We start from the raw sequence: 25,164 nt of genomic DNA on the forward strand, positions 1-25,164 counted from the left end.
ACTATTTCTTGAGCCGTGGGACGCCTGGCGATTGTGAACGCAGGATGGCGTCGAAGATTGCCAGTTCGACGGGTCGATTCGAAGACGAACGTTTTTGGCCGTTGGACTCGGAGTCGTGATTCGTCAGATCATCGGACGAATCGTCCAGGAGGGCGTTTTGCTGGCGGCCAACCCATTCCTTGAGCCGACGATGCGCTTGCACCCAACGGTTGCGGAGGAGCTTCGGGAAGTCGAATTCCACAGGTTGCCGAACTGACCACGGAGCCAGTCGGTTGGCCACTTCCTCGGCTGTGGCTGGTCGATCATCCACATTTTTAGCAAGCATGGCGACCAGCGTTTCCTGCACAGAAGCAGGGAGTTCAGGAAGAAGTTCGTGCAGTGGAGGAGGTGCCTCCTGACGATGAGCCCGGACTTTCTCGGAGACGGTTTTTCGACTGAAAAGAGGCTGACCAGTCAGCAGAAAATAGAGCACACAACCCAGGCTGTAGACATCGGCCCGGCCATCAATTTGAGTGCTGTCGCGTGTCTGCTCGGGGGAAATATAGTCGGCAGTCCCGAGGATCTGACTTTTGCCATCGACTCGTTCATGGGAGAGATCTTCGCCTTGTAAGAGGGCGAGACCGAAGTCGATGATTTTGAGATTGCCATCGTAAGCGACGAGCAGATTGCCGGGCTTCAGGTCGCGATGAACAATACCGGCTCCATGCAGGTAATGAGCACCCAGAGCGGCTTGTCGAATCAAATGACACGCCAGTTGCCAGGGGAGCGGGCCGTGAAGCTCTACAAGTTCCGATAGGCTCGCTCCTTCAAAGAGTTCGAGCACAATAAACCAGTGGTTCTGCCACGAGACAATCCGTTCCGTACGAATGATCTGCGGATGAACGAGACCGACCCCGACTTTGGCCTCGCGCTGGAAATGATCGAACATCCGTTGCGAGTACTTGCTGGGGAGGAGTTTGATGGCTCGCTTGTAACCTGAGGTGGCATGTCGGGAGCCAAACAACCAGCTCATGCCGCCGGAACCCAGAAGTTCGACGAGGAGATAGTCTTCGAGTTTCCAGCCGGGCGGTGCGGGATCGGCCAGGTTGGATTCGACAATGAGTTCGAATCCACCGACCTGCAGATGGTCTCCGCCGCGCAGCCACATCTCGCGAATGGGCTGACCATTGAGCAGAGTCCCTGTGGAACTTCCGAGGTCGCGAACCATGAGTCCGTGCGGATCGCGGAAGATCAGGCAATGCTGCGGTGCGACATCATTGGATCGCAACCGCAGATTGCAGCCATGGGCCGAACCGACCAATAGAGAACCTCGCAAGAGATCGCGTTGAAGTTTCGTCCCCTGGTGGTCAATAAAGACAACCCTTCCGTAGGGTTCATCATCCGACGACCTGGCTTCGTCTGTGGGCCGCTCGGTGGATTGTGGAAGGATGGTCATGTTGAAGAGAACAGCTTTGGAACCGACAGTCTGGGATGTTCGTCAATGCATGGTCTGCGAAGATTTGAACGAACTGGCATATCAGCTTTTCCATGAAGATGCCAGAAGCCAAAAATTCACGAACTTAACATGAACTCACCATGGTGCTGGGATGCGTGAGGGCCGTATGGCTATCTTCTGTGAAGTACCTATGCGTGAGTACACCCCGAATGACGACTCTCAGCATGGGCTGGCCATGGTTGGCAGAGCCTCAATTTCCGATCCGGGGCATGAGTTCCCATTGGTAAGCTGGAATAATCGTGATATCCCGCTGCTGGAATACGCGAAATTACTCTTCCAGAACAAACGCACACTGGTTGATAGTGGGTGCAGAAGATTAACAGTGATCACACATTTCGGCGATGATTTTCCAGCAGGCCATCTCCCTGCGGGAAGCGCTCATCCAGGGAATTCGATTTCGCCCGGCTCATTCCATGGTTCTTAAAGGTGCCAGCACCCGGCGAAGCATGGCCGGTCCGTTCGATCATCCGACACACTCTTGAGAATGAATGTCTTCATCGCGCGTTCAGGCCGCCCGAGGAAGCTGGGGTTGTACCTATGGGGGCAGCGCGCCTTCCTCGACTACTCAGGCTGATTCAGGCACTGCAATCGGGCAGACTGTGCAATTCTGTCCAATTGGCAGAAGAGTGCGGTGTCAGCCGCCGGACGATCTTCCGGGATATCAGCATCCTGCAGGAAGCGGGCATTCATGTTCTCTACGACGAAGAGCGGCAAGGCTACTGCATGCCTTTGAGGCTGTCGTTACCTGCCAGTCAGCTCAGTTTAAGTGAGGCGATCTCGCTGCTGCTGTTTTGCAGTGAACTTTCTGATTCCACCACGGGGATCCCTTTTCAGCAGGATGCCCGGCAAGCGGCCATGAAGATTCTCGAAGGCTTGCCGCGGAGTGTGCGGGAGACAGTGGCAGAGATTACCGAATCAATGTCGATCCGTATCGATTCGCGAAATCAGTTGATTGGCAGCCAGTCGTTATACGAAGTGCTCCTCTCGGCACTGATCCGTCGGGAACAGATCCGCGTGCGGTATCACAGCCTCACGGAGGCATCGCCTCTATCGACGTTGCTGAGCCCTTATCGACTCCTTTTCAGCCGGAGGAGCTGGTATGTGATTGGGCGATCAAGCTGGCATCGTACCGTGCGGACATTCAATGTCGGCAGGCTGGAGCAGTTGGAACTGGCGGGAACTTTCTACAAGATTCCACCTCGCTTCAGCCTCGATCGTTATCTGGGAAATGCCTGGCATCTCATTCGAGGAACACCGACAGGCCAGACGGTCAAAGTGCAGTTCGATCAGCAGGTGGCCATGAATGTGGCTGAAGTGCGCTGGCATAAAACACAGACGGCGGAGTGGCTCGAAGATGGGTCAGTGGTCTTGAGTTTTAAAGTGGATGGTTTGAGCGAAATCGTCTGGTGGATTCTGGGCTATGGCCGCTATGCCCGGGTGCTGGAACCCGTGACGCTCAAGGCGATGATTCATGAGCATGCCCAGCAGATGCTGGCGACGTAACGAGTACAATCATCGATTGATGACGATTCATGATTCAAGATGAGGTTCTTCGTTAGTGATGAAGTTCTTGATCAGCAGCTCAATGATTTTTGTGTTGGCCGAAGGGAATTTGAGCTGGGCAAGTTCTACGATGGGCACCCAGTGAAATGCACCCGCCAGAGAAGATGTGAGCAGAGAAGATGTGAATAAGGATGATTCGCGTAGGTCGGTCGCGGGGCTCGCAGGTCGGCACAGCCAGAACTCGATCCGAAAAGTCTCTTCAATACCATCATCCGCGATTCGAGTGCTTTGCCACGCATCAAGCAGGCGTTCAGCAGTCACCGCCAGACCCGTCTCTTCAAGGCACTCGCGACAGGCCGCCGCTGCGAAGTCTTCTCCAGACTCAACTTTTCCACCCGGAAACTCAGCCAGCCCCGCGAACGATTGACCCGGTTGTCGCTGACCCACGATCACATGGCCGCAGGCGATGACAATCGCAACGCCGATCTTTTTAAGTCGTGGTTGATGCAGAGTGGAGTTCATCAATGTCTCATCCAGGGCTGGTCAATCCACGAAAAGTGTGGTCAGTCCGTTGGTCAGATTCTCCTTGTCCCGCTCGTCTCAAACAGGAGACGATGGAACAAAGGGTGCCTGCCATCAATACAGCAGGCACCCTTTGTTGAAAATCTGGCACAACAAAATGTTTAGCTGGATGACTTCGCAGGGAAGGCGTCGAGAGGTGGGGCACCCATCACATGATAGCCCGAATCGACGTGCAGCGTTTCGCCCGTCACACCGGTCGAGAGATCGCTGAGCAGGTAGACAGCCGATTTGCCCACGTCTTCGGCTGTGACGTTCTGCCGCATGGGCGACATGGTGTCATACATCGCCAGCATGAGGTCGATCCCCTTGACGGCTGATGAACTCAATGTGCGAATCGGCCCGGCACTGATGGCGTTGACGCGAATCTTGCGCTGGCCCAGTTCAGCGGCCAGATATTCCACAGCCGATTCCAGAGCCGACTTGCACAGGCCCATGATGTTGTAGCCGGGGATCACTTTTTCACCACCCAGATAAGTGAGAGTGATGATACTCCCCCCGTCATTCATGATTTTCTGAGCGCGATGCACAACGGCCAGCAGGCTGTAGACGCTGATATCCATCGACACCTTGAAGCCTTCACGGCTGCACGCGTGGACATCGCCTTTGAGATCGTCAATCGGGGCATAGGCAATCGAATGCACGACAAAATCGATATTGCCCATCCCTTCATGAATGGCAGCGAAGGCTTTGTCGAGGTCTTCGTCTTTTTGAACGTCACAGGGAATAATGTGCTTGGCACCCAGTGGCTCAACCAGTTTGCGAACCCGGCGTTCCATTTTTGGATTGGCAGGATCTTTGTCGGGCAGGAAGGTAAAAGCCAGTTCGGCACCTTCAGCGTGGAGCTTCTCAGTGATCCCCCAGGCAATCGAATAATCATTCACCAGCCCGAGAATTACCCCTTTTTTGCCCGTGAGCAAACCCATCATCGCATCCTTTGGACAGAAGATATAAACAGTGACATTCCGTGAATCTTGCGGCCACAGCCATCTGCCTTGTGGGCCGAGTCGCTATCGCCCGTCACCTTTTCACTCCTTACCTTATCGGCCGCCGGAAAATCGGGCAACTACCAGTCCATTTCATCTCTCGCGAACCGCTACCCGGCAAACTCTGTTTCTTCGGAAAATCTTGACGGTCAATCTCGCAGCCAACTGAAGAGCCACTGATCAAACCCGCCCGCAAAGTCTTCCACGCTTCACTGATCCGAAGGTGATTCGGTTGAAGTTCGCACGCAGGACGACATTCTCCCAGCATGTGAACGGGACTGGGGTAAATTACCAATCAGGATGGAGCCATGCCTTGCGGCACGGTGTGTGGGTGCCTGTGAAGTATCAAAGCTTGCAGTACCAAACCACGGCATCGATTGAATCTGGTTGATATGAGGACACCCGTGTTTTGTCTGAGATTTTGCAAACACCGGCCCGCTGACTGGTGGCGAAAGCTCGCTTCAAAGCCCGGCAGGCCAGTCGAGAATTGTCAGGTATTGGCAATTCACGCTGCAGCAAATCGAGTCGCACTCCCTTTAGCGATCTGGCTGGGTGTGATGATCGTCCCTGGATTGGCCCAGAGCTCACTGCTGGGCCTCTTCACTGGTGAGGGGACAGCTCAACCCCCTGTACCGACATCCATTGGACCACTGAATGATCCGGCTCAGCCCAGAGCCGGGACACAGTTTGCTCAATTGCCGCCAGGTCAGGTCGCACCAGTTCCCACGCAACCGTTTCCAGGACAGCAGGCTCCTGCGGCAGGGGTGTTTGTCAATCCACCGCAGGCCATCCAGCCATTCGATCCCGTGAAGGCCCGTTCAACCGCCGTCGCACTCAACTACAGTCGAGCCTCGCTGCATCGCATCCGCAAGAATCCTTCCGTGCGGGTGACACACGAAGAGCAGACGAAGATTCTCAACCATCTCGACTTCAACGGTGTGGCCGACGAAGAGGTGGTCAAACTGTATTCGTCGATTCTCGATGAAGTCGGTCAGCAGCGTCTGGCCGATCAGGAACGAACTGTTCTGACAGATAAGTATCAGGGGGCGATTGCTCAAAGTGTGACTCTCAGTGCGTTTACGGTGGCCGCCCAACTGGCCACTGCCAGCTATCCCGAAGCGATTCGTACGGGAGCAGCCAGTTGGTGGGATTACCGCACGACGACATTGAATCGTGATCTCGATTTGTGGCGGGTCGAAAAAGCCCGGCTGCAGGCCATCAATCAGAAGTCGATTCAGTTTCTCGAAACCAGTTGGCGCCTGGCTCGCACACGGCAGATTCCCGATACCTGGCTCGTTCGCAGCGACGATCTCGATCAACTCGAACTGGCATGGGCTGAACCCGATCTGGAAACCAGATTGCGGCGGCTCAAACGCACCGAACCTTTTATGGAGGCCTGGCCACCTTACCATTATTACGTAGCGCGAACAGAACAGGGGTTGGGCCGCCTCGCTGAGGCCAATGAAACCTACGAAAAGCTCGCCAAACTGCAGCAGGGGCATTTCCGTAAAGACGAAATGCTGGCGGCATCATTGGCTAATCAGTCGGCAATACAGACAGTGCTGGGCTTGCCCGAAGCTCCCGTCACCGCTCGCAAAGCACTGGCCGCTTCGAATGAATCGTGGGAGTCGCACCTGCTCGCCGCAGCCGTTCTACAGCGAGCCGGTGAGTTCGACGTTGCCGAAGAAGCGATTCTCAGAAATCTCGACAGCAAAGCCTTCGTATTGCCGAGTCAGGTCGCTTTGCTGTCGCTGTACTGTTCGAGTGGGGCGACGGAAAAGCTGCAGGCGAGATTAGCAGATGCCACGCTCCTCAAGCAGGTTCCTGTCCCTGTGCTTGTTGCGTGCAGTTCAGTGCTCGCCGATCAGACACCCCCCGGATTGCGGCGGCAGCTCATGGCGTCAATTCAAGGCATGCCCAAGCTCAACTTTGGAGCTGACGATTACGTGATCGCTGCTCAACCCAACTGGAATCTCGAAGGAGCGAAGATTTCCCTCGAAGTGAATGGCCAGCGATATGGTAAGCCGCAGGTCGCCATGCAACAGGGGTATGTGACCGCCAGCTTTGGTGGAGTGGCCGAATGGGGACACCCCCTTTCCGGAACAACCGAACGTTTGAACCGAGCGACGATTGTGCTGGAATATCCCCAGTTGCCACCCATCCGGCTGGCTCTCGATCCTCAACCACCTGCGGAAAATGCGATTGTCGCACAGCGCGGCCCGCGCTGGCAGTTGGCCCATATTGGAGCCGATGACTCTCTGGTGACAAAGTTCGCACCTCGCACCGAATCGATGCTTGCCAAACGACGAGGTAATCCCGTGCAGCTTGGTACTCCGGCCGGAGAAGAGTCGATCGCTAATGTGCAGCCAGCGATTGAGATTGTGGACATCATTGAAGATCGCTCGCAACGACCTGCGAATCCCTTCGAGGATGATCCCGCACCGGCAGTGACGGACGATGCCGCCGGACTGGCCTCTTCGGGTCAACGGATTGGCTCGCAGCCGGTCTCACAGTCACAGGCTGTCTCACAATCGCAACCGGTCTCTCAGACAGTCACCAAGCCGCCACTCATCCGCAAGCTGCCCGACTGGCCGCATACCCCCGCCAAGACCGGTACGCCGTAGGACGACTCAGACTGTTTGCCTGAGTTCGTGGAGTGTAGTTAACTGTTGGAATCCGTATCAGATCTTATAGCGATAAAGTCGAGGGTTGATTGATCCCCAAATACGTGCGGGCTCGCCCTCATCCCGGCCTTCTCCCGTCGGAACGGGAGAAGGAGAAAAGACTTCTTGCTCATGACTGCGTGGCAGGGGTCGGATGTCTGCATCCGCCCCCTGGTCAATTGGGTTCACGAGCACGAGTGCATCGGAAAAGATTCTTCATGACGGTTACGAGAGTTCACCAGGGACGATCAAAGTTGAATGAACTGGGGGCAAACCAAGACGTTTGACCCCAGCCACCCGCCGCTGGTGCATCACACGCCCAATGCGTTCGAGCTCGCCCTCATCCCGGCCTTCTCCCGTCGGAACGGGAGAAGGGGTAAGAAACCCAACGGCCTGGTCGTGGTGCGTCGAAGACCATCGGCTGGCCATCGATTACCGGCGTGAAGGACGATCGTCTTCGTCATCGTCGTCGTCGTACATGTCGTCATCATCGTCATCCAGATCATCATCTTCATCATCGTCGTCATGACGGTCGGGATGAAGGGGGTCGTTGGGGGAGAAGAAGAAATCTCCCAGGCCCATGGGCATCACATCTCCACCCAGCGTCTGCCGGTTTTTGGCGGCCAGACGATCGAGATCGAGAGCCTCTGAACCTAAACAGGCTTCGAGAGCCTGCCGCCAGGCTTCATCGTGGGCCAGGGGGTGCTCCGGGTCTTGAGCAGCCCGTTTCATGGCATACCGCAGGACGTTGATGCCATCGCGCGTGGAAAAGTCGAGCTTTAAGCCGTGCGATTGCTGCAAAAACTCAACGGTGAGGTTCAGAATGTCTTCGGCAGCAAAGGGGAGATGATAGCGCAGGATCGCCAGTTCATCTTCTCGAGCCGGATGACCAAGCGTCAACGTGGGCTGTAGGCGACTGAGAATGTAATCGGGAATCTCGAAGGTCGATTCGTCTTCATTCATGGTGACGGCACAACGAAAATCGCGATGGGCCTGAATGGTAATCCCGGCCACAATCGACTCCGCATACCGGCGATGATCGAGGAGCGGAGCCAGACTGGCCCACGACTTCTCATTCATGCGGTTCCCTTCATCGAGAATGCAGACTCCGCCTCGAATCATGGCTGTGACGAGGGCCGAAGCGTGGTAGCGAATCCTCCCGTCTTCGGCGAGGACAGGTGTGACCAGCAGATCTTCTGGGCGGGTGTCGGCCGTACATTGATAGATGTAGACTTCCTGTTTGCGCTGTCGTCCGGCAGCAATGGCCAGAGTGGTTTTGCCAATCCCGGGGGCACCAATCAGGCGGGGAGAGAGCGGCAGATCGCGATCGTCGACTACCAGCCAGCAGGCCAGAAGCTGCATCAGCACTTCGCGTTGACCAATCCACTGCTCCTGGGTGTGATCGGGCGAAGAGAGATGCAGCGAGACACCATCAATTTCCACTACGTCGGACATGTCGCATTTTCCATCGATTGAGCAACAGCGTATGAGTTATCAGTCGGCCATTTGTCAGAATTTGAACGGTTAACCCCGCACTGCGGGAGAAATCAATCCGGTTTCCGGGCTCGAAGCGGTCGCATACAGCTTACGGGGAATGCGCCCGGCCCGCGCTGCGAGATAGCCCGCCTGGCAGGCCAGCTTCATCGCGACGGCCATCTCCCGTGTCTGGGCAGCGCTGGCAATGGCTGTATTGAGCAGGACGGCATCGCAACCCAACTCCATGGCAAAGGCCACATCGCTCGCTGTGCCCACTCCTGCATCGACAATGACCGGGTAATCCGGGTCGTTCTCTTTCAGATACTCCAGGCAGATGCGGATATTATTCGGGTTCAGCACACCCTGCCCGCTGCCAATGGGTGAACCGGCCGGCATGACGGAAACAGCCCCTTCGTCTTTTAACCGTTTGGCGGTGATCGGGTCATCTGTCGTGTAGACCAGCACTTCAAAGCCATCTTTCACCAATTGGCGTGTGGCTTCCACGGTGGCGATGGGATCCGGGAGGAGCGTCTTTTTGTCTCCCAGAACTTCGAGTTTGACCCAGCTTGCACCGGGGTTTTCGAGCCCTTCGAGAATTTCTCGCCCCAGCCGGGCCGTGCGGACGGCATCTTCGGCGGTGAAGCAACCGGCGGTGTTGGGCAGAATGGTGGTTTTTTCGAGGTCGATGAAGTCGAGAATGTTGCGGCCTTCTTTATCGACCAGCCGCTCACGCCGGACTGCCACAGTGACCACATCGGCACCACTGAGAGCGAGGCAATCGCGCATTTCTTCAAAGGTGGTGTACTTGCCTGTGCCGACAATCAGTCGGGAAGAAAGCTCATGGCTTCCGACTTTGAAACGGGGAAGCGAAGTTCCGGGTTGATCTGCAGACATCGACAAGGACCATTATCTAAGGAAGAGCGTTGACAGTGTTATGACTCACAGCCTGTCAGCCAGCGGGAAAGAACGCAAGCCGACCGGGATCTTCGACCGTCGAGGGACTTGTTCCGAAGCTCGCTGATGGAGTCTGAACTTCGACAATCCAGAAAGCTGGTCTGGAAAAGTTCTCTCTGAATTCTGAGAGTCCCTGCATCAGACTGCAACAGAATCATTGCCGGCAAAGGCCTCGGTGCTGATACGCATCGAACAGCAAGACCATCACCCGGCACTCTCCCACGCCGACGCGGGCGAGGGTTTCTTGCTCCTTCTCCCGTTCTGACGGGAGAAGGTTGGGATGAGGGTGAGTTCGAACGTATTGGGCGAGCAATCAACAAGCGGTCTCAACGCAGGACGCTCTTGATTTCTAGCGACTTGCCAACAATCGGCGTCCCTGCGGAAGCCCTTGTGATTGAGGCATATCGATTGGAAAGACCCTCACCCGGCACTCCGTGCCACCCTCTCCCACGCAGACGCGGGCGAGGGTTCTTTGCTCCTTCTCCCGTTCTGACGGGAGAAGGTTGGGATGAGGGTGAGTTCGAACGTATTGGACGAGCAATCAACAAGCGGTCTCAACGCATGACGCTCTTGATTTCTAGCGACTTGCCAACAATCGGCACCCCTGCGGCAGCCTTCGTGAAACATACACATCCAGCGGAAAGACCCTCACCCGGCACTTCGTGCCACCCTCTCCCACGCAGACGCGGGCGAGGGTTATAGAGGGGATGCTGAACTGCTAGGTTTCCTGGGAAACCACATCGTTGTGTTGGTTGAAGAAGGCATGCTTGCCCAGAGCTGCAAGCATGGCACGAAATGCAAGGCAAACTGCAACGGGGGAGATGCGGGGGTACCACGAAGGACACGAAGAACACGAAGCGAATTCAAAGATAAGATTTGGGCGATTGGTCGGAATAGGGAGAAGGCCCTCACCCTGCCCTCTCCCGGCAGACGCGGGCGAGGGTTTTGGAGTTAGCTGGCCATCGTGGAAATGCCATGGCAACTGGTGGGATAAGCCGTGGATGAGCCGTGGCGAAAACTTCCCCGGGGAGACGCACTAGCCGATCTTGTGCGGGACTGATATTTTGACGGGGCGCTCAGGGAGGTTGGGGATTGATCAGTTTTGATGATCTAAGGAATCGTGAAAGATGACTGGTTTGCCTGCGACGACTGCACCCGCAAAGCCTGAGACATTCGACTTTGATGTCCTGGTGATTGGCTCCGGGCCGGGTGGCGAAGGAGCGGCCATGCAGGCCGCCAAGCATGGCAAACGGGTGGGAATGGTCGAAAAGTACCATCAGATTGGTGGCAACTGCACTCATCGCGGCACTATTCCTTCCAAGGCTTTGCGCTACGCGATCTTCCAGATGATGGAAGTGAATTCGAACAAGCTGTTTGCGGAACATGGTCTGTCGGCTCATTTGAGTTTTCAGAAACTCCGCCGGACAGCCCGGGCGGTGATTGAACGCCAGGTGCAGATGCGCAGCACATTTTATGAGCGGAACGACGTACCTGTCCTCAAGGGGACAGCCAAGTTCATCGATCAGCATACGATCCTGATCACCGAACATGATGAAGGTCATAAGCTGGTGACCGCTGAACATATTGTGGTGGCAACGGGTTCGCGGCCTTATCGTCCAGCCGAAGTCGATTTCAATCACCCGCGAGTCTTTGACAGCGATACGATTCTTGATCTGGCTTACGACGTACGCTCGGCCACGGTTTATGGTGCGGGGGTGATTGGCTGTGAATATGCCAGCATGTTCCGGAACCTGGATTGCAAGGTGAATCTCGTCAATACACGCGACAAGTTGCTGGAGTTTCTCGACGAGGAGATTGTCGATGCACTCAGCTATCACTTCCGCGATCGCGGCATGCTGATTCGCCATCATGAAACACTCGACTTTGTGGAACCTCGCGAAGATTGCGTGATTGTCCACTTGAAGTCGGGCAAACAGCTCAAGACCGATATTCTGCTCTATGCAGCAGGGCGAACGGGCAATACGGATGATATGAACCTGGAAGCCGTCGGAATTACGCCCGATCAGCGGGGGAATCTGAAGGTCAACGAGCATTATCAGACGGCTGTCCCTACAATTTACGCAGTGGGAGATGTGATTGGCTTCCCGGCTCTGGCGAGTGCGGCGTATTCGCAGGGCCGGCATGCCGCCTCGCACCTGCTGGGGGAAGATCAACTCGTGGGGATTGGCGAGATTCCTACCGGGATTTATACAAGCCCCGAGATCAGCTCGATTGGAAAAACCGAACGCGAGTTAACCGAGGCGAAAGTCCCTTACGAAGTGGGGCATTCACAGTTCAAGAGTCTCGCTCGTGCACAGATTACCGGCCAGACGACCGGGATGCTCAAGATCCTGTTCCACCGTGAGACGTTGGAGATTCTGGGGATCCACTGTTTTGGTGCCAATGCGAGTGAGATTATTCACATTGGTCAGGCCATCATGGCCCAGCCGGCCCCGAACAACACGCTGCTCTATTTCATCAACACGACGTTCAACTATCCGACGATGGCTGAGGCATATCGTGTGGCGGCATTGAATGGGTTTAATCGGGTGGCGTGAGGGTGAGTTGGGGGTTGATTGTTGTTGGTTGTCGATTGTTGGTTAGGAGAGGGAAAACGGCTCTGAAGATCGTGGCATGCTTGCGGCCCGGAGCAAGCATGTTGGCCGGCCCGTAGGGTGCGTGGAGTCCTCGGAATGCACCAGCCATGTCGAATTAAGCAGTGATTGGTGCATTGGCATGCACCCTACTTTTGAAGATGGTGTGGGTGGTGGTGGGCTGAACTTGGTCCGCAGAGCGGAGCTAAGTATCCTAAATCCGTTTTCATTTTAGAAACAGAGCCCGACTCATGGCTGAACGCATCCATAGCGGACCAATAGATGAAGCTGCAGTATTGGCTTGGGCGTACGATGAGGATCTATTGTTTTGCAGCCAAGATGAGGATCTCGTGCTCGGGGTGCACCATGAGCACTATCCGCTTTTAGCCAAATTGGCAAAGGACCCTGCGTGCCCAAAATCAAACTACTGCCTTTCCATCATGGATTTCAGCCTCATGTTCTGGGTTCTTCGTGGGCACGCTGACGCCGAGACGGAAATCCGAAGGACGATCGGGCATTTGCTTGGGTCAGACCGTCCTGAGGTAGTAAGCTTCATCAAGGTCAATGAACTTAGGCTTGTCTTATTGCGAGGAGGTTGCGTGGAAAGCCAAGAGCGTGCATTTGAGCTAGGTGCTGCTGCACTAAATGGCGTGTCACGTAATGCAGACATCTCCGTATCTGACACTGGTTCGGAATGGGTCATAGAACTGTCAGTTCCGCCTTTTCATAGACACAAAGAATGGCTGACCATATGCAAGGTATCAGGTCGATACACGTTCAAACGCTGAGGGATGGGCACCTTTGCGCAAGCATGTTGTCCGGCTTCCTCAGGAAGAATTTTCGACGCAAACCGGCATGCTCACTCCGAGCCGTGAGCATGGCACGACGATGCAGAAAGGTGCCCTCACTTGGCCCTCTCCCATGCAGACGCGGGTGAGGGTTCCAGAAGAAGATTTCATCGAGAAGGCTGGGGGAAGACTGAAGAAAAATCTGGTGCACTTCGTCGGAACTTCATCCACCCTTTGTCTTCAGGGCCGTAACGTCGCTGGATGGCCACCCGCTTTTTCAGTCGCCCTCCGAACAGTCGCCAGAGCGGTCGATTCACTTCACCAGCTCGCAGATCTAAGGCAAGGGCCTGGTCATCGTGTGTTTAATCGATGGCCTCGCCCACCCATTGCTGGAATGTTTTCGCGAGTTCATCGAGGGCGTTTTCACTGGCGAGAGGAATTCGCAATTGCCAGCGGCCTTGGGGATCGCGCTCCAGATAATGCTTCAACCGGTCGCGAATGGCGTGCACCTGGGCCGATGTCGCCTGATCAACGAGCGTTCCCGCAGAGGGAAGCGCGGACTGTCGTTCACCCGTCGAAGCAGGATCAGGCTCCAGCAGGCCTTGCAATTCGGCCCTCAAACTGTCGCTGCCACTGGTCAGCCAGACCTCCTTGATCTCGGCCCCCTCATCAAGCACAGCACGAGCGAGTTGTTCTTTCCCTTCCAGTGTCTTGAGCAGCCGCTCTTCAAAGGTTTCTTCCGTCACAAGAACATAGACCTGAACCGGTTTTTCCTGTCCCATGCGATGCGCCCGCGCGATGCGCTGCTCCAGAATTGCCGGATTCCAGGGGAGATCGACATTGATCACAATGCTGGCGGCCTGAAGATTGAGACCCGTCGCAGCCGCATTGCTGGCCAGCAGCACGCGGGTGCCGGGATCATCCTCAAACTGCGAGACCAATGCGGCCCGTTCACGCTGCGAGACCTGCCCATCGATCCGGACATACGGCAGATTGCGGCTGTCGAGCAACGGTTCAATGAGATCGAGCATGCGCGTCCATTCGGAAAAGACAATCGCCTTCTCGAAGTGTCCTTCAAACATCTCGTCGAACATCTCGCTCAGTCGGTCAAGCTTCGATGATTCCCCCACGATTTGATCATCGACGAGTTCCGGGCTGTTCGCCGCCAGTCGGCAATACAACAGCTCTTTCCGTAAGAGCATCAGGTCGAGTTCATGGAGGTGCGGCTTGCGGGCAATTCTCGAAACCTGGGCAAAATGCCGGGTATGCACCTGCCTTTGTGCCGATGTCGGGGCGATCAGCACCTGATGGACACTGCAGGGAGGCAACTGCTGCTGAACCTGAGATCGCGTGCGGCGGAGAAAGACCGGGGCCAGCCTCTCACGCAGTTCGTCAAGATTGCGATAACCGACAAACCGCCCCTTTTGATCGATCATGCGGTGCCTGGGAAAGAATCGAAAGGCGGGCGAAAGTCGGCGATCATCAATGAACTGCATGATCGAATAGAGGTCGTCGAGTTTGTTCTCCAGCGGTGTTCCCGTCAGGACAAACGCAAAGCGGGATCGCAAACTTTTGATGGCCTGTGCCGTGCGGGTTTCCCAATTACGAATGCGCTGCCCTTCATCGAGAATCACGACATCCCAGCGTTTGGCAGCAATACTGACATGATCCTTCAGCACCTGCTCGTAATTGCAGATGGTGAATGGAGCCGCCCCATATTGCTCGTGACGGGTTTCTATCGAGCCACCCACCAGTTGTACGGAATGCGTGGTGAACTTCAGAATTTCATTTCGCCACTGCGATTTGACAGAAGCGGGGCAAACCACGAGGACCTTCGAGATATCCAGCTCTCGAAAGAGAATCTCGATGGCGGCCAGGGCTTGGATTGTTTTCCCCAGCCCCATTTCGTCGGCGAGGATGGCGCGGCCCGCACAGGCGAGAAACGCTGCCCCTTCCAACTGATATCCCAGTAAAGGTGTGGTGAGCAGCTCCGTCCGCCAGGGGTGATGTTCCGCGTCATGACCTAATGATTCCGTCATCGCTTTCATCCGGCGGCGATCAAACTCCTGCTGCAGAAATTCTTCGGCATCCGGGTAAATCACCACGGGCACCTGAGCCATGCGAACCTTCGCGAGAGTATGCACCAGGTGGCTCAAATCGGTCACCGCGCGATCACGGTACAACTCCAGTAACGGGGCGATCTCGGCAGGTAAGTTTTCAGGGATCAGCAAGCGAACTTCGACCTGCTCGCCGTAGGTCAGATGGACAGCAATCTCTTCCGGCACAAACTTCTTCGACCGGGCTTCGGCTGTGTAGACGCGCTTGACGTGTTCCTGCACGCGCAGCAGATGCTTACACAGGCCTAACGTATTGGCCCGAAAGTCGGGGCAACTGCAATACGACTCTCCCGGTTCCATCCCGCGTAAGGCGACGCGATAGTTCCGCCCACTTTTGCGGCTGGTCACCAGGTAATCACTCCAGACAACATCCGGGGCGAGGGGACGAATCTCCATCGATTCGAGCCGGGCTCGCTCGCGACGATCCGAAATCGCCTGATTCTGCAACTCTTCGGGACTTGGTTCCGGTGCCAGTTGCAGCAACGCTTCGTCAGACGGGGGCAAGAGCCCCAGTTCGACTTTGTAAGCCAGAAGATAGTGCAGTGCCAATGCCTGATGCGTACAACCATCACTGCACGCTGTACAGGAAAGTGCCAGGCCGGAAGGTTGTCTGCGATCAGGCCGGACAGCCACGACCACCTTGCGGCGGGACGCTTTGCCATCATTTTTTCGTTGAGGAATCATCACGCGGAACAATCCATCCGCGAGATAAGCCTGCTCACTGTCAAACGGCTCGGATTCAACGCTTTTCAGTAAAGCTTCGCCGGATGTTCCCAGCATCTGCCGGGCCTCATCCAGAGTCAGACTGGCCAGCCTGTGGATAAATTCCGGATTGGTTTCCGCCAGTCGTTGACCGCGCGTCATGACTTATTCCCTGCCTGATCCCACTCGTGTCCGCCCTGCCCGAATCAGAGTCTCCATTTTGAGCGGCTCGACTTCCGGCGTTTGAGCCGCAGTTCGACAGCTTATGCGATCTGTGTCGATTTCGCAGTGGCCAACGATTTGATGGATCGCGACGTATTTACCTGTTGAGCACGAGGGATCGATTCACCGGCAGTTGTTGTCATTCAGCAACATCGCGTTCCTGAAAAACAACATCAGACATTTTCGCAGATTTCCAGCACGCGGCAATTCCAGTGCTAAAGTTAAACATTGCCGCACGATTCGACGTGAAATCGCAGCTTGTGATGTGTCGGCCCAACGTTTGCTGTCAGGAATAACCATGATTGCTCGCTCGAACGATCGTTTACACAAGGCGATAAACGTGACGGAAGACGCCACCATGAAGGTTGAGCGATTCTTTAAGCGGATGCGAATTGAACCGCATGCCGGGCATACCTTATTGCATATCGGCGATATGGAAATCTGGGACGGTGCCGATCTGGCTCTCTTGCGCGAAGGCCTGACTCAGATTATCGAACGCGACCGCGATCGCGATATTGCTGTGGATATGACTTTTGTGAAGTACATTCCCAGCGGTTTCTTTGGCATGCTGTTCGACTGGTTCGAAAAACGCAAAGTGCAGTTCTATCTGCTCAATCCTCAGCCGAACGTGCAGAGCATGCTCTGGTTCCGGCAGTTTTTTGAACCATGTTCGGCTGGCCTGTGGCGGCTCGAACCCAAAGGTCTCCGCACGCTCCCGGTGATGGACGACGCCGAAATCTCGCTCAGCACACTGGAAGCCATGGGCTGATCGAATTGGCAGTCGCACAGGCGGAAATCCTGGTGTTTCCACGACCGATGTTGACTTTTCGGCACATGTCGGAAAAACCTGATCTTGCAGCTTTGGGGCATTCTCTGCTACAGCGAAGTACTTTCAGGCAAGAATGGCCTGAGTATTGGTAGTTCGCCCCGTATTGGCCAATAGTTTTTCATACGATCCGACTCAGCCGTCAAGGATGACCTGTGTCAAACTCCACCACGACCATTGTCATCCCCTGCTTCAATGAAGCGGTGCGACTGAAGCCTCTGGCGTTTTTCCAGTTTATTCGTAAATCGACGGATGTTCACCTTCTCATGGTGAACGACGGCAGTTCGGATGAAACCATCACGCTGCTGGAAGATATGGCTTCGGCCTCGAATGGCCGCATTTCGGTGCTGGATCTCCCTCAGAATCGAGGAAAGGCGGAAGCTGTCCGGCAAGGTGTGCTTGCCGCCTGTCGAACATCGGTCGATTTCGTCGGTTACTGGGATGCCGATCTGGCGACACCACTGGGGGCGATTCCCAGCTTTATCGATGTCCTTAACCGGCTTCCTCAGATTGAACTTGTGATTGGAACCCGCCTCAAGCTCCAGGGGCGGAACATCGATCGCAACCGCCAGCGTCGTATTCTCGGCCGGCTGTTCAGCACAGTTGCTTCTCAGGTGCTGGGAGTTGCGCTTCGAGACACCCAGTGTGGTGCCAAGCTCTTTCGAGTGACACCGGAAATGCAGATGGCGTTCAGCCGTCCGTTTCTTTCCCGCTGGATTTTCGATGTGGAAGTGATTTCGAGGCTGATCGATCTGAAGCCGCAAAGTCTGCATTCACTTTACGAATTCCCACTGGATTCGTGGCAGGAAGTGGCGGGATCGAAACTGAAACCGAGTGACTTTCTCAAAGCGATTGGCGAACTGGCGCGGATCTATCTGTCGCGCGGCAGTTTTACTCCCGCACCCGAATTTGCGATTGAGAAGGAATCGGGAGCCGCCAGGACCTTCGATTCTCCCCAGATTGCGGAAGCATCCGCCATCATCGAGCGAAGGGCCGCCTAGATGTTCGAGGGGAAATACTCCCGTATTCTCCTTGCCTTTTTGCTGGGGCATCTCGTTGTCTGGACTGCCATTCCCGCGATGATCCAGCCCAATCTGCCTCTCGACTGCATCGAAATGGCCATCTGGGGGCATGAATGGCAACTGGGCTATTACAAGCATCCCCCATTGCCAGCCTGGATTGCCAAGGCGTTCTCTTCTCTGAGCGATAACAGCGAGTGGCCCATTTACCTGGCCTCACAAATCTGCACCGTCATCACGATGTGGTGCGTCTGGTGCGTCGCTCGAGTCATTACCCCCCGGCCCATTGCAGCACTCGCGGTGGTCTCGCTGGAACTGTCTTACTACTTCACACTGACCACGCCTGAATTCAATAACAATATTGTCTCCCGCTGCTGCTGGGCGATCACTATCAGCAGTTTGTTTTTTGGCGTTCTCAGGCAACAACCCAGATACTGGATGCTCGCAGGGCTGGGCCTGGGTTTAGGCATGCTCAGCAAGTACGACACGGCACTTCTGGCAATGGCCATCCTTGGGTTTGCCCTGTTCACTCAAAAAGGACGATCGTGCTGGCGAACATCCGGCCCGTGGCTGTTGCTCGCGATCTCTCTGGTTGTCTTCCTGCCGCATCTCATCTGGGTGGCGGCCAACGATTTCCCCACGTTTCGATACTTCCTCGCGCGATCCGGAGGGAGCAAAAACTGGTTTGATCATCTCGAACATCCCTCCAAGTTTTTTATCGCTCAACTTCTGGCAATTGGCCCGTCGATTGCCTCCTGCTGGTGGTGGACTCGTCGGCACAATCAGCTCTCTGCTGTCACTCTGGCCACTTCCAACATCGATCCCGATCCCCACGATTCCACTGGCAGCCATGAGCTCTGGATTCGACAGTACCTGCTGCTCGTCACGCTTGTTCCCTGCGGATTTGTCCTGCTGCTGTCGTTGATCACCGGTGCCAAAATCCTCACCATGTGGGGAGCACCCATGTGGACGTTCGCACCTTTGACATTCCTGGTCGTGACCAGAGCCCATCATCTTTCCTGGAAGGAACAGCAGCTCTGGCCTTCGTTTACCGTCGTGAGTCTGATCTTTGTGGCCATCTTTACCACACAGCGGATGGCTTCTCCTTACGTCCTTGGTAAAGGCTCCCGCGTCAATTTTCCCGGCGAACAACTCGCACAGGAAATTGATCGCATCTGGGCACGCAATCACACAGGTTCACCGCCGATTATCGCCGGTCCGTGGTGGACGGCAGGGAATGTGGCCTTTTATCTGCCAGGTCAATCGCGCGTGTATGTCGATCTCGATCCTGAAAAGAGCCTCTGGCTCAACGATCAGGCCTTTCTTTCTGCGGGCGGCATGATTGTCTGGGAAGCGGGCGAGGACGCCGATGACTTTGCAGCGCAAATCAAGGCGCGCTTTCCCAATGCACAGTTCGAGCCCTCGGTGATTGTGAACTGGAGTTCGAGTTCCGATATCGCACCACTGCAGTTTCATATTGCGATGCTGGAAAGTCAGCCGGCAGAACTCCCGCTCTCAGATGCGTTTTCCAGAGCCTTTCAAGGGACGCTGGATCCTTTCGAACGACTATATCCCGATCCGGATCTGACCCCAGCCTCCTTTGCCATTCAACAGGCAACACCCACGTCAGATCTCAACAGGCCACGGCTCCTCGCCATCGATGCCTTACCTGATCAGACAGCGTCTGAAGAAAACTGGCTGCGGAATGTACAGTTACTTTTTGATCAACCGGTTCCCACAGATTTTGCTGGACCACCGTCCCAAGAAAGACCCTTGCGACAAGCCAGTCATCTGGTACCAGAAACACCTCGTTAGCTCACCGAACTCCCATCGCTGACATCATTTCCACTGTCTTCTCCTGTTTTGACGAAGTCATGCACCAGTCTCGCGAAAGATCCAGTTTTCCATTGTCAAAAGTGGGGTTGGCCGGTTTTGAAGTGCGCTGCTAAACTCACCGTTCTCTGGAGAGGCACCAGCTTGTGGTTCCTTTCTGGAGAATCAAATTCACCACAGACTGTCGGGCCGCAGGCAGTAGATTTCCGAATGGATTCGGTCAATTTCCTGCCTGGCTACGGAAGGATCCGCGCTCCGATGAATGCGCCAAAAAAATGGTCAGCCAAGTTCCTTGGTCTGGCACTCGCCGCCGCTTTACCAGGCATGATGCACCTTTCCGGCAGCGGAATTCGGGAGGCCACCGCACAGGTGCCCCCCGCCCCTGCTGGTGAAGTTCGACTGCAAAGACCTGCCCCCAATCCCATGGTGGTCGAAGAACTGCCCGAAGACCTGCTGAAGATCATGCAGGACTGGGAGTACAACTCGGCTCGGATTCAAACACTCACGGGCAAGCACAGCCGGATTGTTTACAACGTTGTCTTCGAAACCGAACGTCGCTCGACAGGCCAGTTCTTCTACGAACAGCCCGATCAGGGCCGTATCGATATGAAGGGTGTTGAACCCACGCGAGATGCGGTCTCACGCCGCATTGGTGCTTCGGGAAAGCCTTTTCGCATCGAAGCTGATAAGCAGGAACGCTGGATCTGCACTGGCCAGGAAGTTCTGCAGATCAACGACACCGAAAAGACCTACGAAATCTACCCTTTGCCACCCAATATGCAGGGGCAGAACATTATCAACGGGCCATTGCCTTTTCTGTTTGGCATGAAGGTCGATGAAGCTCGCCGCAGGTTTTCGCTGACGTTACTTGCTGCTAATGACAAACTGGCCAAGATCGAGGTCATTCCTCGCTTGCAGATGGATGCCAACAACTACAAACGGGCCGAGATCATGCTCGATCTCAAGTCGTTCCTGCCCAGTGCTGTCAAGCTGATCGATCCTGCCGGTACGCTCGAAACAGTCTACGTGTTCAGTGATCTTCAGCCGAACCAGGCGGGCATTCGAGCCGCCATGGCGAACCTTTGGGGTCGCGATCCGTTTAAGCCGGCTTTGAATGGCTACAAAATGGTTCAGGTGGCTCCCAAGGTTGATGCCGAGCTGGTCCCGGCTGGCAATCAGCAGCCCGCCCCTTCAGGCAATGCTCCCCGTCAAAGCAGCAACATGGCCCCTCCACGCAACTAGCCAGGCTGTTGCAGCATCGCCGATGATTTGGCAGTGGCAAAAGGTCAAGAGCATCCCGTTGGAACGGGTGGCAGGGGTCGGATGTCTTCATCCGCCCCCTGGTCAATCCGGGTCACCAGCCGAATTGCATCTGAAAAGATGCTTCATGGCGGTTGAGAAAGTTCGTCAGTGACGATCAGAGTCCAATGACCTGGGGGCAAACGAGGACGTTTGACCCCTACCACCCATCCAGGCGCATCCTCTTCTTGGAATCCTTCGCGTCTTCGCGTGAGCCGATTTCTTCCCAATTTGAAGCTAAAAGACAGGCTCTCGCAAAGAGCGCGAAGGAATTTTGTAGGGTGCATGGAGTCTTCGGAATGCACCATCTTCAGGTGTCGACTCTCCCGCAACAGGAATCGCACATTGAAGATCGCAGAAACATGCTTGCCCAGAGCTGCAAGCATGGCACCAGAGTGTGAGCGCCGTTGATAAGGTGAGTCCCATGATCTGGGGGCAAACGAGGACGTTTGACCCCAGCCACCCGACGCTTGTGAATCGGGTGAGTGGGGTGAGTGGCTGTTTTTAGAAGCCGCCCTTTTTCGTCAGTTCCTGGAAGCGCTTGAGCAGGTCGTTGGTGATGGGGCCGGGCTTGCCGGTGCCGATCGGGCGACCATCGAGGCTCACGACAGCCACCACTTCGGCGGCTGTCCCTGTGAGGAAGCATTCATCGGCCACGTAAAGATCGTGCCGGGTGAGTGGCTCTTCCCTGACGGGATAGCCCGCCTCGCGAGCCAGACGCATGACGGCATTGCGGGTAATCCCTTCGAGAATGCCGGCATCCTTGGGAGGAGTCAGCAGGACTCCCTTCTTGATGATAAAGATATTATCGCCCGTGCATTCGGCAACTTCGCCTTTATGGTTGAGCATTAACGCTTCGACCATACCAGCATCTGTCCCTTCAATACGGGCCATGATGTTGTTGAGATAATTGAGCGATTTGATCCGCGGGCTGAGAGCGCCGGGATGATTACGAATGGTGCTGGCAGTCACCAGCTTCATGCCGTTCGTGTAGGTCTCGGGAGGGTACATCGTGATCGTATCGGCAATGATGATCACCTGCGGATTCGAGGTCTTGCGAATATCGAGACCCAGGCTCCCGGCGCCACGGGTGACGACCAGACGGATGTATCCATCCGAAAGGTTGTTGGCGGCGACAGTCTCTTCGACCGCCTTCTTCAGGGCAGCCGCTTCCATGGGGATGACGAGACGAATGGCGCGAGCACTTTCGTAGAGTCGTTCGATGTGTTCGTCGTGCAGGAAGACTTTGCCGCCGTAAACTCGAATCCCTTCGAAGACGCCGTCGCCATAGAGCAGACCGTGATCGAACACACTGACTTTGGCATCGGCCTCGTCAACCAGGCGATCCGAAAGGAAGATTTTCAAAGGCATGACGAACAATCCTGGGGGCACTCGGGATGGTGAACTTGTCCTCTTGTTGTATCCGCAATGACGCTGGAGGGAAACTCCGGCGGATAGTCATGCGTGATGAAATCCTCTTCAAAAAGTTTCCCGGACAGCTTTTCGCCACGGACAGATGCAACTCTCGAAAGGTTCGCCCGATCACCCGACGGAATCGCCAGAAAGGAGACATTTCCGCCAGATTTTGCGCAACAACCGCTGCTAGGGTGAGAGGCCGGTTCACTCACACTTCTAACGGCGGAAAGCTCCATGCTCACATTTCTGGCAGATACACTGGCTCGCTGGCAGACACAGGCCCGTTACCGGCGCCGTGTGAGTGAACAACTGCTTCAACTGGTTGAGCGAAAAACCTCGCTGAAAGACGATGATGCGGCTGGCTGGCAACAGATCTCGGGTGCCACTCCGCAGAGTTCGCTTTCCGTCGGCCATGCGAGTGCCTGGCGGGCCTCCCGCAAGCTGCATCTGCGCGATCAGGCCCGTCAACTGGTGAGCGAAAATCCCCATGCTCGCAACCTGCTGAGGCTCATGGAGATTTATGTGGTCGGTGCCGGTCTGGAACTCACTTTTCAGGCCCATCGTCCGGAAGATCAGGAACTGGCCAATGCCGCCTCCCGGCTGTGGAAGGAGTTTCTCAGTCGGAATTCCCGCCACTTCTCGCCGCGAGAATATGCCCGGCGGGCGTGGCGGGATGGTGAAGTCTTCCTGCGACTTTTCCCCATGCCCGATGGTTCACTCGAAGTTCGGTTTATCGATCCCGAAGCGATTGCTCCTTTGCCTCATACGCCGGAAGACGAGGGGATTGTGACTCTGCCGGGCGATGTCGAATCGGTGGTGGCCTATCATCATGTCGATCCACTCACGGGCCAGTGGCAAGGAGATCTTCCCGCCGAAGAGGTGATTCACACGCGAATCGGAATCGATTCGAACGAACGACGCGGCATCAGTCTCTTCGCTCCGATCCTCGATTCCCTGTCCCGATTTGATCACTGGCTGGAGACCGAGCTGACAGCCCGCAAGCTGCAGGCTTCGCTGGTCTTATGGCGGAAGATTCAAGGTTCACCGGCCCAGCTCTCTCAAATGGCCGAGAGTGGCCATGCTCCCCGCGAACGTTATCTGCCGGGAAGTATCCTGACGACATCTCATACCACCGATCTGCAGTTTCTCTCGCCCAATACGAACTTTGGTGATGCCGTCCCCCTGGGTCGATTGCTGCTGCTATGTGTGGCGGCTGGTGCAGGTCTGCCGGAGTTCATGCTTTCGAGCGACGCCTCGAATGCCTCGTACTCGTCGACAATGGTGGCAGAAGGCCCGGCCGTCAAGCTCTTTGAGAGTGAGCAGCAGTTCTTCGCCCGTGAGTTCGAACATTTGAGCCGGGCGGTGTTGCGGGCGGCCGCGATGTCACGAGGCTGGCCCGAAGATCTGCTCGATCGGATCGTCCCTCACTGGTCATTTCCACAACTCGTCAATCGAGATCGTCCTCGCGAACGGCTGGCGGATGTGCAACTGGTTGAGCAGGGGATTCTCAGCCGGGCGGAAGTGGCCCGCCGCGATCACGCCGATCCACAGACCATGCGGCGTGAACTCAATGAAGAAGCCGCACCCATTGCATGATCCGTCTCATGATACCCGCCAGACGAGCTGGAAACTCTCCCACTCCCCTCCTCGCTTCTTTCCTTCTTCTCCTTCCCACCTTCTCTCCTTCTTCCCCTTCCACCACCTCACTTCCGGTCAAAAGTCTCCACATGCCCACACCACTTGTTGAACATCTGCACGACTGGCATTCGGCCAGCCTCCGTGTTGATCGCGATGCCCGCATGGTTTACGACGTCGCTTTGACGGCCGCTGAATCGGCCAATGGCTATCGCTATCTCCCCGAAGCTCTGGAGCGTGCCGTTTCGCTCTACGAGCGAAAACCTGTCTTTCTTGATCATGCTCCCGCCGCGAATCGTCCCCGTGATCGCAGTATGCGCGATCTGGTGGGGACAATTCGTCTGGCACGCTACGTCGAAGGCCGCATTCGTGGCGATATTGAAGTGGTCGATACCGAAGCGGGCCGCATTTTCTTAGGGCTCGTGGAAACTCAAAGCCCGGCTTTGGGAATGAGCCATGTCGTCCTGGCCCAGCAGGATCCGGCTGCCAAAACGATTACGGCGATTGTCGATGTCATCAGTGTCGATGCCGTCGCTTTTCCCGCCACGGCCGCCACCTTTGCCGAGCAAACGGAAAGTGCGATCCCGCCTGAGTCAACCACTTCCGGCGCCACATGTCACGCAAACCCGTCTTGTGCGAATTCGTGTGCCGCCTGCCAGCCGCAAATCAGTGAATTGACGCAATTGCAGCGCGAGAATGCCGAGTTGCGGCAGCAGATCCAGGGACTCCAGGAATCGCAACGCGAGCTGCTGCAAACTCAACAAGTCCAGACGCTGCTCGAAGCGGCCCAACTGCCACCCGACCTGCTTACTTCCGAGTTTCGTCAACTGCTGGAGAAAATACCTCCGGGCCTGAGGCCCGCTCTCATCCAGGAACGCATCACTCTCGCTCGACAATGGAGACCCACCCCGCACAGCCTATCACGCACTTCTCACAGCTCTGCCAACCCGACGGACGCGTCGATCATCGAGACCATCCGCAAACGCTTCTCCCGCTAGCCCTGCCCTCTTAGTCACTGCTCATCTCCTGATTCCTTTCTCTCACTCTTGAAGGCTCC

18 protein-coding genes are annotated in these 25,164 nt (G+C 55.8%); 10 read left to right on the plus strand and 8 right to left on the minus strand.

Going from position 1 to position 25,164, the window contains the following annotated elements; genetic code table 11:
* Position 1: 1 nt before the first annotated feature.
* Positions 2-1,435, minus strand: a complete 1,434-nt coding sequence (locus A6X21_RS14085; RefSeq protein WP_068848885.1) for an FHA domain-containing serine/threonine-protein kinase — start codon at positions 1,433-1,435, stop codon at positions 2-4.
* 386 nt (positions 1,436-1,821) lie between these two features.
* Entirely contained in the window at positions 1,822-1,962 is a 141-nt protein-coding gene (locus A6X21_RS24715) for a hypothetical protein (protein WP_165603804.1), read from the minus strand.
* A gap of 70 nt (positions 1,963-2,032) precedes the next feature.
* On the opposite strand from A6X21_RS24715, the gene A6X21_RS14095 reads away from it, so the two are divergent.
* Positions 2,033-2,998 carry a helix-turn-helix transcriptional regulator gene (locus A6X21_RS14095; protein WP_083233615.1) on the plus strand — a complete coding sequence of 322 codons (966 nt, stop codon included), beginning with the start codon at positions 2,033-2,035 and terminating at the stop codon, positions 2,996-2,998.
* A 27-nt stretch (positions 2,999-3,025) separates the two neighbouring features.
* Here A6X21_RS14095 and A6X21_RS14100 read toward each other — a convergent pair whose 3' ends face one another.
* Both A6X21_RS14100 and A6X21_RS14105 read right to left on the minus strand, forming a co-directional pair.
* Complete coding sequence (locus tag A6X21_RS14100) at positions 3,026-3,520, minus strand: NUDIX domain-containing protein (protein WP_068848889.1); 495 nt, start codon at positions 3,518-3,520, stop codon at positions 3,026-3,028.
* Between the two features lie 161 nt (positions 3,521-3,681).
* Positions 3,682-4,503: an enoyl-ACP reductase FabI gene (locus tag A6X21_RS14105; protein ID WP_068849127.1), complete on the minus strand. Its 822-nt coding sequence runs from the start codon at positions 4,501-4,503 to the stop codon at positions 3,682-3,684.
* A 557-nt stretch (positions 4,504-5,060) separates the two neighbouring features.
* On the opposite strand from A6X21_RS14105, the gene A6X21_RS14110 reads away from it, so the two are divergent.
* A complete protein-coding gene (locus A6X21_RS14110) occupies positions 5,061-7,187 on the plus strand; it encodes a tetratricopeptide repeat protein (RefSeq protein ID WP_068848891.1) in 2,127 nt (708 codons plus the stop codon).
* A gap of 471 nt (positions 7,188-7,658) precedes the next feature.
* On the opposite strand, the gene A6X21_RS14120 is transcribed toward A6X21_RS14110, so the two are convergent.
* Entirely contained in the window at positions 7,659-8,681 is a 1,023-nt protein-coding gene (locus tag A6X21_RS14120) for an AAA family ATPase (protein ID WP_068848895.1), read from the minus strand.
* A gap of 69 nt (positions 8,682-8,750) precedes the next feature.
* A complete protein-coding gene (locus A6X21_RS14125; RefSeq protein ID WP_068848897.1) occupies positions 8,751-9,596 on the minus strand; it encodes a thiazole synthase in 846 nt (281 codons plus the stop codon).
* A 1,187-nt stretch (positions 9,597-10,783) separates the two neighbouring features.
* On the opposite strand from A6X21_RS14125, the gene sthA reads away from it, so the two are divergent.
* Together sthA and A6X21_RS14135 are read left to right on the plus strand one after the other, a co-directional pair.
* Positions 10,784-12,214 carry a Si-specific NAD(P)(+) transhydrogenase gene (gene sthA / locus A6X21_RS14130; protein WP_068848899.1) on the plus strand — a complete coding sequence of 477 codons (1,431 nt, stop codon included), beginning with the start codon at positions 10,784-10,786 and terminating at the stop codon, positions 12,212-12,214.
* Between the two features lie 287 nt (positions 12,215-12,501).
* Positions 12,502-13,038, plus strand: coding sequence for a hypothetical protein (locus A6X21_RS14135; RefSeq protein ID WP_068848901.1), 537 nt, complete (start codon positions 12,502-12,504; stop codon positions 13,036-13,038).
* Positions 13,039-13,400: 362 nt separating this feature from the next.
* Here the strand turns inward: A6X21_RS14135 and A6X21_RS14140 are convergent, their stop codons facing one another.
* The gene (locus tag A6X21_RS14140) at positions 13,401-16,019 is read right to left on the minus strand and encodes a DEAD/DEAH box helicase (protein WP_068848903.1); all 2,619 of its coding nucleotides are present in this window, start codon (positions 16,017-16,019) and stop codon (positions 13,401-13,403) included.
* A gap of 358 nt (positions 16,020-16,377) precedes the next feature.
* On the opposite strand from A6X21_RS14140, the gene A6X21_RS14145 reads away from it, so the two are divergent.
* The 4 genes from A6X21_RS14145 (at position 16,378) to A6X21_RS14160 (ending at position 20,999) form a co-directional block, all read left to right on the plus strand.
* Positions 16,378-16,848, plus strand: coding sequence for an STAS domain-containing protein (locus A6X21_RS14145; protein ID WP_068848906.1), 471 nt, complete (start codon positions 16,378-16,380; stop codon positions 16,846-16,848).
* A gap of 212 nt (positions 16,849-17,060) precedes the next feature.
* Positions 17,061-17,906, plus strand: a complete 846-nt coding sequence (locus A6X21_RS14150; RefSeq protein WP_068848908.1) for a glycosyltransferase — start codon at positions 17,061-17,063, stop codon at positions 17,904-17,906.
* A complete protein-coding gene (locus A6X21_RS14155; RefSeq protein WP_068848911.1) occupies positions 17,907-19,739 on the plus strand; it encodes a glycosyltransferase family 39 protein in 1,833 nt (610 codons plus the stop codon).
* Positions 19,740-20,015: 276 nt separating this feature from the next.
* Positions 20,016-20,999 carry a hypothetical protein gene (locus A6X21_RS14160; RefSeq protein ID WP_131818345.1) on the plus strand — a complete coding sequence of 328 codons (984 nt, stop codon included), beginning with the start codon at positions 20,016-20,018 and terminating at the stop codon, positions 20,997-20,999.
* 561 nt (positions 21,000-21,560) lie between these two features.
* Here A6X21_RS14160 and ilvE read toward each other — a convergent pair.
* Positions 21,561-22,427 (minus strand): branched-chain-amino-acid transaminase, encoded by an 867-nt coding sequence (gene ilvE, locus A6X21_RS14170; RefSeq protein ID WP_068848917.1) that lies wholly within the window; start codon positions 22,425-22,427, stop codon positions 21,561-21,563.
* A gap of 279 nt (positions 22,428-22,706) precedes the next feature.
* On the opposite strand from ilvE, the gene A6X21_RS14175 reads away from it, so the two are divergent.
* Together A6X21_RS14175 and A6X21_RS14180 are read left to right on the plus strand one after the other, a co-directional pair.
* Positions 22,707-24,068: a phage portal protein gene (locus tag A6X21_RS14175; protein WP_068848919.1), complete on the plus strand. Its 1,362-nt coding sequence runs from the start codon at positions 22,707-22,709 to the stop codon at positions 24,066-24,068.
* A 131-nt stretch (positions 24,069-24,199) separates the two neighbouring features.
* On the plus strand, positions 24,200-25,105 hold the full coding sequence (locus tag A6X21_RS14180) for a hypothetical protein (RefSeq protein ID WP_068848920.1): 906 nt from the start codon (positions 24,200-24,202) through the stop codon (positions 25,103-25,105).
* Positions 25,106-25,164 lie beyond the last annotated feature (59 nt).

The organism is Planctopirus hydrillae (assembly GCF_001707835.1).
GTDB classification, from domain to species: domain Bacteria; phylum Planctomycetota; class Planctomycetia; order Planctomycetales; family Planctomycetaceae; genus Planctopirus; species Planctopirus hydrillae.